Below are 12404 nucleotides of genomic sequence, written 5' to 3'. Positions count from 1 at the left end.
AGAGAAGTCAATATCCTATACAATATAGAGCTCTCGTCAGAATCACTAAAAATAGCACAGTACTTTGTACAGCACAGATTGATAAATTTCATTGCATTGGAGAGAAAAGTTATCTATAATAGAGATAGATTCTTTTTCATCTTAATTCATGACAAGGAAGCTTAGAAAGCTCTTTTTCTTGTTTATACTTATGAGAAAGCATTATGCTCATGAGTTTATATCGCTTAATGATCATTTATTTTCCGGTAGAAAGGAGAGTATGCAAAACGACCTTTGGTTTGGAAAATATCGTATCCAAAAAGAACTGAAAAGACATGAGGATACTATAGTATATTTAGCGGAACACATATCGTTACATAGTCTTTGTATTTTAAAGAAAATTGATAAAAAATCTCCTTTGTGTAAGGGACTTTACCAAGAGGCGAAAATTCTTAGCAGTCTGCATCATGCATCAATTCCCTGCGTCTTTGATTTCATTGAAACTGAAAATTTTACTTGCTTGATCCTTCAATATCTGCCAGGTAAAACATTACTAAGTGTCTGCCAATCTATTGAACTTTCTGAGAAGTTGATTCTATCATATGCAATCTTATTATGTGATATTCTTAAGTATCTTCATTCCCAAAAGCAACCTGTACTTCATCTTGACATAAAACCCTCAAATCTTTTGATATCCGAATCGGAGCTTTATTTAATTGACTTTGGTAATGCGATTAGAAAATCAGACATCAGAAAAGATTTTTTAGGTACAAAATGGTTTGCACCACCAGAACAGTATGAACAATCAATACTTGATGAGCGTTCAGATATCTATGCATTTGGTATGGTATTGTATTATATGGTGTTTGGACAAGAATATACGAGGAGAAAAGGGGAAAATATTGAAGAAAATAACCGATGTAGCAAGGAATTATCGGCGGTTATTAATCGTTGTTTAATGCTTAAGAAGACAATCAGATATTCGTCTATCGTAGAGATTAAAAAACGATTACTACAGATACAACAAAAACAAAATAAAACCGGAGAAGGAAAATCAGCAGCTATTTACACAGTCAGTGGTTCACAGCGTCATATTGGATGTACTCATTTTGCAATGAAATTATGTAAATTTTTAAAATTTCAATATGGTAATTGCCTCTATATCGAAAGCAATCCTACATGTGCAGTACGTGATATGTTAACGGAAAACGGGAGATTAAATTCAGATGGAATCTACGAATATGAAGGAATTCCTATGTTACCTTTTTACGAAGGTAGAATTCTCTCGGATGAAATGTTATCTAAGTATAAACATATTGTTTATGATTATGGAGTTCTTAGTGAGGAAAATAGAGAGGGCTTCTTAAAAGGAAAACATTGTTTTTCTGTTGTTGGGGCGAAGGATTGGGAATTAACTAACTCAAAACAACAGCTTATTCTACTTAGGAATAGTAAAGTGATTTATTTAGCAAATTTTATTACAACAAAGGAGCAGGCAAAGCTATTACGCACCATGAATTTACAAATTGAACGATTGCCATATGAATCATATACGCTCACAGGAAAAACATCCGAAACGATGAAATTGCTAAGAGATATCTTGTGACTTGCGTCCATCAGCTTAGAGGGAGGTGCGTCTCGGGTAATAGTCTATCGTTAACAGCAAGCGAGCTAACTCGTTTGTCCCACGATAGAGAAGGATGAGAAATAGATAGAAAAGGGCGAGACTTGAGAAGAATGAAAAAGAATAGAATAGAGATGTTTAAAAGAATAGGGATACTGGGTCTCCATAGAAATTCTGGGGTTACCCATCTTACGTTATTGATGGCTCAGTATTTAAGTGGATGTCTAGGGCATAAGGTCACTGTGTTAGAAAAGAGTGGACGTAATGATTTAGCTTCTCTATCAAATTATTACTCTGTTAGCGAAAAATGGACCAACGGATTCAAGTTACATGGAATTCAGTTTTTAATAAAAGGCAATGTAACAGAGAACGATGATTATAATAATGATTTTAAAAATAGATGTGTACTTATTGATTTTGGTACAAACTATAAGGAAGTTATGGAGGTAAAGGATAAATTAGATATTGTGATTTTTGTATTCATGAATGCACCGTGGTATCAAGCAGAAGACTTGCTATTAAGATATATGACGGATGAAAAAACTCAATTAAAAAAAACGGCCATATGTAATATGGCTACAAAAAAGTCATTAACACAAGGTTTGAAATTACCGATAAGACCGAGTGTACTTGGATTAGAACCAGATTTTTTTAATCCAACTACGGAAGCGATACATCTGTTTGAATCTGTGCTCCGTATAGATTAAAAAGAAATTTATTTTTAGGCATTCACTTAAATGATTAAGTTATGATCATTGCAACTTTGTATCAGTAATCTGTATCAAAGAGGAGTTAAGATGCATATCACACCTTCTTATTCCAAACAATTAAAAATGTTCTTATGATACATATCAGGGTCTTAATTTCGAAGGGCTGAAAATTTCAACAGCCATTTTCCCAAATGAATACTCGCACCAGTGATGCAACCTACTTGATCGTTTAAGATGTATAAATGCAACTTGAGTATCGCATAATAATTCGAGAACTCACATGACAAGACAGTCTTTTATCTGTAAACTGCTTTAGGAGCAATTGTCTCAATACACTGCTTCTTGCAAAAATGATGAAAGGCTGTTTTTCATGCACTAAATATGGGTAAAATCTAAGAATAGAAATTGTTGATTTAATGGATAAAAGGGAAGAGGGAGATTTTAGATTATTAACTATGACTTATATTTCAATGCCTTATTTATATTATTTTAAGGAAAAAACGAGAAAATCATCGAAATAATAGATGACGATAACAGGGAAAAATGCTATAATATTCACTATGGAATAGTTTGCCCAGGCATTAACATGCTCAAAAACTCAAAGGAGAATACTAAGAGAGGTTAATATGAAAAAAAGAACAAAGCTTGCATTTATTGGAACTATCGCAGTAGTGGTTGTTGTACTTGCGATTGTTGTATCTTATATCGTAGAGAAAAATACACCAAGTAAAGAAGTAAAAGCACTATCGGAATTCTATCAAGTACCGGAAGGGGAAGCGATGGTCATCATGGATGATATCGTTTATGAGAGAAATGCAAAACTTCTGGATGGTGTTTTATATATGGATCTTGAAACCATAAAAGTTAAGTTCAATCAGAGGTTTTATTGGGATGCGATAGAAAATGTATTAATCTACACAACGCCAACAGAAATTATTAAGGCAGAGGTAGGTACAAAAGATTATCTTGTAAATAAAAATAAAGTATCATCAAATTATCCAATCGTAAAGATGGTGAATACAGAAGTTTATGTAGCACTACCCTTTGTTGCAGAATATTCAGATATGCGTTATAAAGCTTATGAAAATCCGGATTTAGTTGTAATTCAGTGTAAATGGGGAGATTACTTATTTGCTGATGTAGAGAATGCAACACAGATAAGAACAGGAGCATCCATTAAAAGTCCCATATTAAAAGAACTAAATAAAGGGGATCGTGTTTTATTAATCAATAATGGCGGAAATCAACAAAATGGATTCTTAACCGTTATGACAGAAGAAGGAATTAGGGGATTCGTCCGTAAAAAGAACCTTTCAAATTCTTACTACGATAAGGTAACAAGTAACTTTGAAGCTCCTGTTTATGAAAGTATCACGAAGGATTATAAGATTAATTTAACTTGGCATCAGGTTACCAATCAAGAGGCTAATAAAAAGTTAGCAGAGGTATTAGATTCTACCAAGGGTGTTACGACGATATCGCCAACTTGGTATCGTATTAATTCGGCAGAAGGAACATTAGCCTCTTTGGCAAGTGAAAGCTATATAGAAAAAGCTCATAGTATGGGAATTGAAGTTTGGGCCCTAGTGGATAATTTTGATCCTACTGTTGATACGTTTGAAGTATTATCAAAAACTTCAAGCAGAGAGCGTTTGATTAATGAATTGATAGCACAAGCCATAAAATATAACCTCGATGGTATTAATATTGATTTTGAGAGTTTATCGGTAGAGACTGGCCCACATTACATTCAATTTTTACGTGAATTATCTGTCAAATGCCGAAGCAACCAGATTGTATTATCTTCCGATACTTATGTTCCTGCATCTTACTCTAAGTTCTATGATAGACAAGAACAGGGGGCAGTACTTGATTATGTTATAATTATGGCATATGATGAGCATCACAGTAAATCAGAAGAAGCTGGTTCTGTTGCATCTATCGGATTTCTACAAAAAGCAATCGAAGATACGCTACTCCAAGTGCCAAAGGAAAAGCTTATTATGGGAATACCATTTTACGCAAGACTATGGAAGGAATATACGGAACTTGGTAATCCAGCACTTGCTTCAGAGGCAGTTAGTATGACGAGTGCTGAAAAAACGTTAGAAGCGAACAAAGCAACGAAGAGCTGGGACCAAACGACAGGACAATACTATGCTGAGTATGAGAAAGATGGTGCGAAGTATAAAATCTGGCTAGAGGAAGAGGAATCCATCGAAGCTAAGTTGAAACTTATCTCTGAAGCTGATTTGGCGGGTGTTGCAAGTTGGAGATTAGGATTTGAAAAACCTAGCATATGGAATGTAATTCAGAAATATGTGAATTAGAATCTTTGTCGTTTCATATGATATAAAGAAACGCAAGGAAACTAGGTCAGAACAATGAAAAAACGTTACTTTAATGTTGTATTTGCAATCTTGGTCCTCTGTTCGATGTTACTTCTCTCAGACAAGAGCGTTGAAACCATGAAACATATGTTTTCAAGGTCGAAGCAGCCGAAAGAGGATCATAGGTTAACTGTTGTAATTGATGCTGGTCATGGAGGATTTGATCCTGGAAAAGTTGGAGTGAATGGAGCACTTGAAAAAGATATCAATCTGTCGATTGCGATGAAATTAAAGGATTTATTAGAACTTAATGATCTAAAGGTGGTTATGCTACGAACCACAGATGAAGCTCTTCATACAGAAGGTGTTTCCAATAAAAAGGCATCCGATTTAAAAAAACGAGTTCAATTAATGGCAGAAGCAAATCCAGTCTTAGCAGTAAGCATTCATCAAAACAGTTTTCCGCAAGAATCAAGTTATGGTTCACAAGTATTTTATTATACGGAGTCTGAACAGGGGAAAGAATTTGCTCAGATAATGCAAGCAACATTAAAAGAATGTATTACCGATGGTAATCATAGATTGGAAAAACCAAATAAGGACTATTACCTACTTAAGAAGTCCACTTGTCCACTCATTATTGTTGAGTGTGGCTTCCTTTCCAATCATAAGGAGGCGGATCTATTGGTTACTGAAAAATATCAAAGGGAAATGGCATGGGCAATTCATTTAGGTGTGATGAGGTACTTAAATACGATAGAGCAATAATCGATTTATGTGGATTCCATAGATAAATTGATTATGCAGAAAGAGTTAAGAAGGTAGAACAGTGAAAACAATAATAAAGCGAATGGATCGAGATAATTTAAATTCAGAAGATTTTAAGGAAGCAGTAGAATTACTGAAAGAAGGACAGCTAGTAGCGTTTCCTACCGAGACTGTTTATGGTCTTGGTGGTGATGCCCTCGATAAGACAGCAGCAAGACGTATCTATGAGGCAAAAGGTAGACCGTCTGATAATCCTTTAATCGTTCACATCGCAAACATAGAAGCACTAAAAGAATTAGCAGTGGAGGTTCCGGAGGAAGCGTATCGATTAGCCGACGATTTCTGGCCGGGACCACTCACGATGATATTAAAAAAGAGTGATTTGGTTCCACTTGAGACAACAGGAGGTCTTGATACGGTAGCAATCCGAATGCCATCGGATGAGATTGCTAGACGTCTAATAAAAGAGTCTGGTCTTTACTTAGCTGCACCAAGTGCGAATAAGTCAGGAAGACCAAGTACTACAAAGGCGGAACATGTCATTGAGGATTTGGATGGATGTGTATCCATGATCATCGATGGTGGATCTTCTACGATTGGTTTAGAGTCAACCATTGTAGATTTGACTGGTGACAACCCTGTTATTTTACGTCCTGGGTTTATTACAAGAGAGATGTTGAATCAGTGCATTGGGGGAACAGAATATGACAAAGCTGTGTTAAAAAAAGAGAAGAGTGATCCAGTAGTAGCAAAAGCTCCAGGCATGAAATATCGCCACTATGCACCGAAAGGACAGCTTACGATATACGAAGGTGATACGAATCAGGTAATTAAAGCAATCAATGAAGCTGCTAAGCAAAAGACAGAAGAGGGCTTTCATGTAGGAATCCTTGCTACCGAAGAAACGAAGAATCTTTATTCTTATGGAGATGTAAAAAGTATCGGAACTAGAAAAAATGAAGAAACAATTGCTGCACACTTATTTGAATGTCTTCGCGAGTTTGATACTAGCAATGCAGCATATATCTTTTCAGAAAGCTTTGAGGATAATTATCTAGGACAAGCCATTATGAATCGTCTATTAAAGGCAGCTGGTTATCAAGTTGTTACAATAGATTAGACATAGAGCTTTGGGAAAGGATAACAAAAGTAGGGGGTAAAATCATGCCACGAAAGTATGATAAAGTAATCTTTGTCTGTACAGGGAATACTTGCCGTAGTCCAATGGCGGAAGCACTTCTTAAAAATTTAATACAAGAAGATGAGTTTGAAATCCGCTCAAGAGGGTTAATTGTCTTGTTCTCAGAGCCAATCAATCCAAAATCGGAAGAGGTTTTAAAAAATCATAACATTCCTATCGATGGACATACGACGAAGCAGTTTAAAGCTTCCGAGGTTACAGAAAGTACCTTGATTTTGACCATGACATATAAACAGAAATTAAAGCTCATGCTAGATTATGGTATCGAAAGTAACATATATAGTATAAAGGAATATGTCGGAGAAATTGGGGATGTGGTTGATCCATATGGCGGAACACTTCTTGATTATGAAGAGTGTTTTGAAGAACTTGCTCTATTAGTCAAGAAAACGATGTACCAGTTAATGAGAGAAGTGTGAGAATAACATGATTGCGGTGCAAATTAATGCGAATCAAAGGTAAGATTCGGGATAAAATATGATATACAAGATAACGGTTCTATGTTACCATAGAACCGAATAAACGAAAGAACAGAATTGGAGGACTAATAATGATAGCACTAGGTTGTGATCATGGTGGATATGATTTAATGCAGGAAGTAATTGCATACTTAGAGGAGAAGAAGGTTCCATATAAGAATTTTGGAACTGATTCTAAAGCATCTTGTGATTACCCGGTTTTTGGGAAAAATGTTGCTATGGCAGTTGCAAATAAGGAATGTGAATTCGGGATCTTGATTTGCGGAACTGGTATTGGTATCTCCATGGCAGCAAATAAGGTAGCAGGAGTTCGAGCGGCATTATGTCATGACTGTTTTAGCGCAGAAGCAACAAGACAACACAATAATGCAAATGTACTATGCATGGGGGGAAGAGTGGTTGGACCTGGTCTTGCATTAAAGATCGTCGAAATCTTTTTAAACACAGAATTTTCCAATGATGATAGACATATAAGAAGAATCTCTATGTTGGAGAACTAAATAACTTAGAGGCTGTTATAATAACGGAAATTGCATATATTATAGTATGCATATAAATAAACCGTTAATATAGCAGCTTTTGTGCTTTGCGGATTAATTGAGGATAATGTCCTATTACTTTTCCATTAGAAGAAAGTGGACAAATTTAGACAAAATGGTATAATATTACTCATATTGTGTAAAAACAGGAAATATATTTGTAAAAAATTACAAGTCTATTCAATAAATATTAATTATTTGGGAGTTATTTAAAATTATGAAGAGTAAGAGTGGTGTAGCGAAAGGAATTTTAATGATAAGCCAAATTGGTTACAGCATGCTCGTTCCGATTTTTTTATGTGTTTATGTAGGAAGGAAGTTGGACGATAGATTTGGGACCAGTTACATTACTATCATTGGAATTGTACTTGGAATTATGGCAGCATTTCGTAACATTTATCTTATGACAAAATCATTTTATGCAAAAGACAAGGAAAGAGAAGATGCTGAACTAAATCTTTTGGTTGAAATGAAAAAGGAACGCGAGAACAGAAGAAAAGAAGATAAATAAAATCCAAAGATAATCGCAAAAAAGAGATTATAAGTAAAAATAAATGGGAGGTTGCTTATTATGAATGAAGGAAAAAAAACATTTCAAGAATTATTAATTGGTATCGCAGTGTTTGCAATCTTATTTTTTATTCCAGGTTTATTTTTAAAGGTAGATAAGCTAGCCTATTATCTTGGGCTTGGTTTGGGAACATTAGTATCGGTATTATTAACATTTAGTATGTATTCAACGATTGAAAAATCTTTATATATGGATGAAAAGAGTGCTGTGAGCTACACAAAGAGAAATGCAATGTTTCGTCTTATGTTAATTATTGTAGTTTTATTGGTCGCAGTTTATATCAACAGTATCAACGTATTAACGGTGGTACTAGGAGTATTATGTTTGAAGTTATCGGCCTATATACAGCCGTTAACCCATAAAGTATTAAGTAAAAAATAAGGGAAAAGGAGGGTGAGAAAGTGAGTTTAGGAGGCATAATGCTTTCCTCAGGTGTATTAGATACACAAGCAGTCGAAGTAGCAAGAGATGATATAACCTTTGGTGTTGACGGTCTGCTTCGGTATAAGCTGTTTGGGCATGAGTTATGGATTACGACAACACATATTAGTTTATTGATTGTGATGATTGTCATCATAGCATTTGCAGTAATAGCAAACCGTTGTATTAAAAAAGCAGATCCTTATAAGGTTCCTGGCAAGTTCCTGAATTTCATTGAGTTTTTGGTAGAAAGTATTGATAGTATGACCAAAGCTAATATGGGAGAGAAACATGGTTTCAAATTTGCAAATTATATTGGTACCTTGTTCATTTCTATCTTGTTAATGAACTTCTCCGGACTGTTCGGCATGAGGCCACCAACAGCAGATTATGGTGTAACTTTAGCATTAGCATTAATTACCTTTGTACTTATCCATTACAATGGATTTAAGTATCAAAAGGCTGCACACGTTACAAATCTATTTAAACCACTACCATTAACTCCGATTAATATTATCGGTGAACTCGCAACGCCGTTATCTTTATCATTGCGTTTATTTGGTAATATATTATCGGGTACAGTTATGATGGGATTGATTTATGGATTATTACCAAAGGTAATATTATTATTTGTACCGGCTCCGCTACACATTTATTTCGATGTATTTTCAGGTGCCATTCAGACTTATGTGTTCTGTATGTTAACGATGGTATTTATCTCAAATACATTTGAGGATGCATAATTAATAGTTTACAAAAAGAGTAAAAGAAAGATTAAGGAGGAATTATATATGATTTCTAATGAAGCATTTGTTTTAGGTTGTTCAGCAATTGGTGCAGGTCTTGCGATGATCGCAGGTATCGGACCTGGTATCGGACAGGGTATTGCAGCAGGTCATGGTGCAGCTGCGGTAGGTAGAAATCCTGGTGCAAGAGGTAACATTATGTCTACTATGCTTTTAGGACAAGCGGTAGCAGAGACAACAGGTCTTTATGGTTTCGCGGTTGCTATTATTCTCTTATTCGCTAACCCACTTCTCGGTAAGCTGTAATCGGCCTCTAGAAAATATTAAAGGAAGGGAGGCCGAAATGTGGGCAATTTGATAGCAGGCATGTATAGCACTACAGTATTGGCGACAGGAACTAAAGACACAAGTCTAGTAAATCGTATCTTTGGATTAGATATGCAACTTGTGGTAGATGTAGCCATTATGGGACTTGCCATATTCGTACTTTTTCTAATTTTATCGTATCTTCTGTTCAACCCGGCCAGAGAACTCTTACAAAAACGTCAAGACCGTATTAAAGAGGAAATGGATTCATCAGCAAAGGATAAAAAGGAAGCAACGCAATTAAAAACTAATTACGAAGCAAAGATAAAAGAAGCTTCTAAGGAAGTGGATGAGATCTTAAGTGAAGGTCGTAAGAAAGCATTAAAGCGTGAGAATGATATTGTTGATGAAGCAAAGGTGGAAGCTTCAAGAATTGTAGATCGGGCAAATAAAGAAATTGAATTGAATAAGAGCAAGATGAAGGATGAAGTAAAGCAAGAAATGATTGCTGTAGCATCCGTTATGGCTGGCAAAATTATTGCTGGCAACATAGATGAAACAAAACAAAAACAGTTAATTGATGAAGCTTTGAATGAGATGGGTGATGAGACATGGCAAAACTAGTTTCCAAAACATATGGAGAAGCGTTATTTGATTTAGCCTTGGAAAATCAGTCTCTTGACATAATAGAAGAAGAAATCAAAGCTGTGAAGATGGTATTTAATGAGAATACGGAACTCATCAAATTTTTAAATCATCCTAAGATTACGAAGGAAGAGAAAGTAGCATTTGTTGAAAATATCTTTAAAGGTAGAGTAAGCGATGATGTTACCGGCTTCCTAGTGATTATCATTAAGAAGGGAAGGTATGATGAGATTTCCGGAATCTTTGATTATTTTCTAGCAAAGGTTCGTGAGCATAAAAACATTGGAGTAGCTTATGTGACTTCTGCAGTGGAAATAAGCGAGCAGGAGAAAGAACAGATTAAAGATAAGCTTTTAGCTACAACAAAATATGTTCAATTTGAGATGAATTACAAGGTGGATGCGTCAATCCTTGGAGGATTAATCATTCGCATCGGAGATAGAGTAGTGGATAGCAGCCTAAAATCGAAGCTAAACACGCTATCAAAAAATCTCTTTAAGATACAACTTGGCTAATAAAATAGTAAAAGAGGTACTTAAGGAAGAAATCTACAGAAAGAAGGTGCTTATCTCTTGAATTTAAGACCTGAAGAAATCAGTTCAGTCATAAAAGAACAGATTAAGAATTATAGCATGCAGCTTGAGGTATCTGATGTAGGTACTGTTATTCAGGTAGCGGACGGTATTGCTCGTATTCATGGTCTGGAGAACGCAATGCAAGGTGAGCTTCTGGAGTTTCCAGGGGACGTCTATGGCATGGTGTTAAACTTAGAAGAAGATAATGTCGGAGCCGTATTACTCGGTGATATGAAGAACATTAACGAAGGCGATACAGTGAAAACAACTGGTAGAGTAGTGGAAGTTCCAGTTGGTGATGCATTGTTAGGCCGTGTCGTAAATGCGCTTGGTCAACCAATTGACGGAAAAGGTCCGATCGAAACAAAAAAATACCGTCAAATAGAACGTGTAGCTTCTGGTGTAATCGCAAGAAAATCCGTAGATACACCACTTCAGACAGGTATCAAAGCGATTGACTCTATGGTTCCAATTGGACGTGGTCAGCGTGAGCTTATTATCGGTGATAAACAAACTGGTAAGACCGCAATTGCAATTGATACGATTATCAATCAAAAGGGTCAGAATGTAAAATGTATTTATGTTGCTATTGGCCAAAAAGCTTCTACAGTTGCAAATATTGTTAAAACTTTAGAAGAGTATGGTGCTCTTGACTATACTACAGTAGTTGCTTCAACAGCTAGTGAGTTGGCACCACTTCAATATATTGCTCCATATAGCGGGTGTGCTATAGGGGAAGAATGGATGGAGTCTGGACAAGACGTTCTTGTAATTTATGATGACTTAACGAAGCACGCAGCGGCATATCGTACACTTTCCTTGCTTCTTAAGAGACCACCAGGACGTGAGGCATACCCAGGTGATGTATTCTATCTACATTCAAGACTACTAGAACGTGCTGCTAGATTAAATGATGAGCTTGGCGGTGGATCCTTAACAGCACTTCCAATCATCGAAACACAGGCAGGTGACGTATCTGCCTACATTCCTACGAATGTTATTTCTATCACAGATGGTCAGATTTATTTAGAGACTGATATGTTTAACGCAGGTTTCCGTCCAGCGGTGAATGCAGGTTTATCCGTATCCCGTGTAGGTGGTTCTGCACAGATAAAAGCGATGAAGAAGATCGCAGGTCCTATCCGTATTGAACTTGCACAGTATCGTGAACTTGCTGCATTTGCTCAGTTTGGTTCTGACCTTGATGCAGATACCAAAGAAAAACTTGCACAAGGTGAAAGAATTCGCGAAATCTTAAAACAACCACAATACAAACCAATGCCAGTAGAGTATCAGGTAATCATTATCTTTGCTGCTACAAAGAAGTATTTATTAGATATAGAGGTTAGTAAAATTAGAAGTTTTGAGAAGGAATTATTTGAGTTTATCGATACGAAATATCCGGAGATTCCGGCAAGTATTCGTGATAAGAAAGTAATGGATGAGGAATGTGAGAAAGCATTAATCACTGCAATAGAAAACTTCAAGAAAGAGTTTACGAACTAATAGAG

The 12404-nt window shown here is 35.9% G+C and carries 14 protein-coding genes; all 14 read left to right on the top strand.

The genetic code is table 11. The features are described 5' to 3' along the window. The first annotated feature begins 259 nt into the window (after positions 1–259). The 14 genes from CPHY_RS19425 to atpA all read left to right on the top strand — a co-directional run bounded on the left by CPHY_RS19425 (position 260) and on the right by atpA (position 12399). Positions 260–1585, top strand: a complete 1326-nt coding sequence (locus tag CPHY_RS19425) for a serine/threonine protein kinase (protein ID WP_157668763.1) — start codon at positions 260–262, stop codon at positions 1583–1585. A 131-nt stretch (positions 1586–1716) separates the two neighbouring features. Beyond that, on the top strand, positions 1717–2310 hold the full coding sequence (locus CPHY_RS19420) for a hypothetical protein (RefSeq protein ID WP_041703795.1): 594 nt from the start codon (positions 1717–1719) through the stop codon (positions 2308–2310). A gap of 629 nt (positions 2311–2939) precedes the next feature. After that, positions 2940–4643, top strand: a complete 1704-nt coding sequence (locus CPHY_RS19415; RefSeq protein ID WP_012201744.1) for a glycosyl hydrolase family 18 protein — start codon at positions 2940–2942, stop codon at positions 4641–4643. 54 nt (positions 4644–4697) lie between these two features. Then, positions 4698–5411 carry an N-acetylmuramoyl-L-alanine amidase gene (locus CPHY_RS19410; RefSeq protein WP_012201743.1) on the top strand — a complete coding sequence of 238 codons (714 nt, stop codon included), beginning with the start codon at positions 4698–4700 and terminating at the stop codon, positions 5409–5411. Positions 5412–5472: 61 nt separating this feature from the next. Beyond that, positions 5473–6531, top strand: a complete 1059-nt coding sequence (locus CPHY_RS19405) for an L-threonylcarbamoyladenylate synthase (protein ID WP_012201742.1) — start codon at positions 5473–5475, stop codon at positions 6529–6531. A gap of 44 nt (positions 6532–6575) precedes the next feature. Next, positions 6576–7031, top strand: coding sequence for a low molecular weight protein arginine phosphatase (locus CPHY_RS22020; protein WP_012201741.1), 456 nt, complete (start codon positions 6576–6578; stop codon positions 7029–7031). Between the two features lie 131 nt (positions 7032–7162). Next, entirely contained in the window at positions 7163–7591 is a 429-nt protein-coding gene (gene rpiB, locus CPHY_RS19395; RefSeq protein ID WP_012201740.1) for a ribose 5-phosphate isomerase B, read from the top strand. A gap of 256 nt (positions 7592–7847) precedes the next feature. Next, entirely contained in the window at positions 7848–8141 is a 294-nt protein-coding gene (locus CPHY_RS19390; protein ID WP_012201739.1) for an AtpZ/AtpI family protein, read from the top strand. A 60-nt stretch (positions 8142–8201) separates the two neighbouring features. Next, entirely contained in the window at positions 8202–8582 is a 381-nt protein-coding gene (locus CPHY_RS19385; protein ID WP_012201738.1) for an ATP synthase subunit I, read from the top strand. Between the two features lie 38 nt (positions 8583–8620). Continuing rightward, positions 8621–9364: a F0F1 ATP synthase subunit A gene (gene atpB, locus CPHY_RS19380; protein WP_012201737.1), complete on the top strand. Its 744-nt coding sequence runs from the start codon at positions 8621–8623 to the stop codon at positions 9362–9364. A gap of 48 nt (positions 9365–9412) precedes the next feature. Next, entirely contained in the window at positions 9413–9673 is a 261-nt protein-coding gene (gene atpE, locus CPHY_RS19375) for an ATP synthase F0 subunit C (protein ID WP_012201736.1), read from the top strand. Positions 9674–9712: 39 nt separating this feature from the next. Beyond that, the gene (atpF, locus tag CPHY_RS19370) at positions 9713–10297 is read left to right on the top strand and encodes a F0F1 ATP synthase subunit B (RefSeq protein ID WP_012201735.1); all 585 of its coding nucleotides are present in this window, start codon (positions 9713–9715) and stop codon (positions 10295–10297) included. Beyond that, entirely contained in the window at positions 10285–10833 is a 549-nt protein-coding gene (locus CPHY_RS19365; RefSeq protein WP_012201734.1) for a F0F1 ATP synthase subunit delta, read from the top strand. The genes atpF and CPHY_RS19365 overlap by 13 nt, the downstream gene beginning before the upstream one ends. Positions 10834–10890: 57 nt before the next feature. Then, a complete protein-coding gene (atpA, locus tag CPHY_RS19360; RefSeq protein ID WP_012201733.1) occupies positions 10891–12399 on the top strand; it encodes a F0F1 ATP synthase subunit alpha in 1509 nt (502 codons plus the stop codon). Positions 12400–12404: the final 5 nt, after the last annotated feature.

Origin of the sequence: Lachnoclostridium phytofermentans ISDg (genome assembly GCF_000018685.1) — a bacterium.
Lineage (GTDB): Bacteria > Bacillota > Clostridia > Lachnospirales > Lachnospiraceae > Lachnoclostridium > Lachnoclostridium phytofermentans.
The sequence above is the reverse complement of the archived record's forward strand: the minus strand, read 5'-3'. Positions and strand labels throughout refer to the sequence as shown.

Excerpts from the sequence above, each read along its gene's own strand:
- CPHY_RS19425 (WP_157668763.1), top strand. The coding sequence starts at position 260 with ATGCAAAACGACCTTTGGTTTGGAAAATATCGTATCCAAAAAGAACTG.
- CPHY_RS19420 (WP_041703795.1), top strand. The coding sequence starts at position 1,717 with ATGAAAAAGAATAGAATAGAGATGTTTAAAAGAATAGGGATACTGGGT.
- CPHY_RS19415 (WP_012201744.1), top strand. The coding sequence starts at position 2,940 with ATGAAAAAAAGAACAAAGCTTGCATTTATTGGAACTATCGCAGTAGTG.
- CPHY_RS19410 (WP_012201743.1), top strand. The coding sequence starts at position 4,698 with ATGAAAAAACGTTACTTTAATGTTGTATTTGCAATCTTGGTCCTCTGT.
- CPHY_RS22020 (WP_012201741.1), top strand. The coding sequence starts at position 6,576 with ATGCCACGAAAGTATGATAAAGTAATCTTTGTCTGTACAGGGAATACT.
- rpiB (WP_012201740.1), top strand. The coding sequence starts at position 7,163 with ATGATAGCACTAGGTTGTGATCATGGTGGATATGATTTAATGCAGGAA.
- CPHY_RS19390 (WP_012201739.1), top strand. The coding sequence starts at position 7,848 with ATGAAGAGTAAGAGTGGTGTAGCGAAAGGAATTTTAATGATAAGCCAA.
- CPHY_RS19385 (WP_012201738.1), top strand. The coding sequence starts at position 8,202 with ATGAATGAAGGAAAAAAAACATTTCAAGAATTATTAATTGGTATCGCA.
- atpB (WP_012201737.1), top strand. The coding sequence starts at position 8,621 with ATGCTTTCCTCAGGTGTATTAGATACACAAGCAGTCGAAGTAGCAAGA.
- atpE (WP_012201736.1), top strand. The coding sequence starts at position 9,413 with ATGATTTCTAATGAAGCATTTGTTTTAGGTTGTTCAGCAATTGGTGCA.
- CPHY_RS19365 (WP_012201734.1), top strand. The coding sequence starts at position 10,285 with ATGGCAAAACTAGTTTCCAAAACATATGGAGAAGCGTTATTTGATTTA.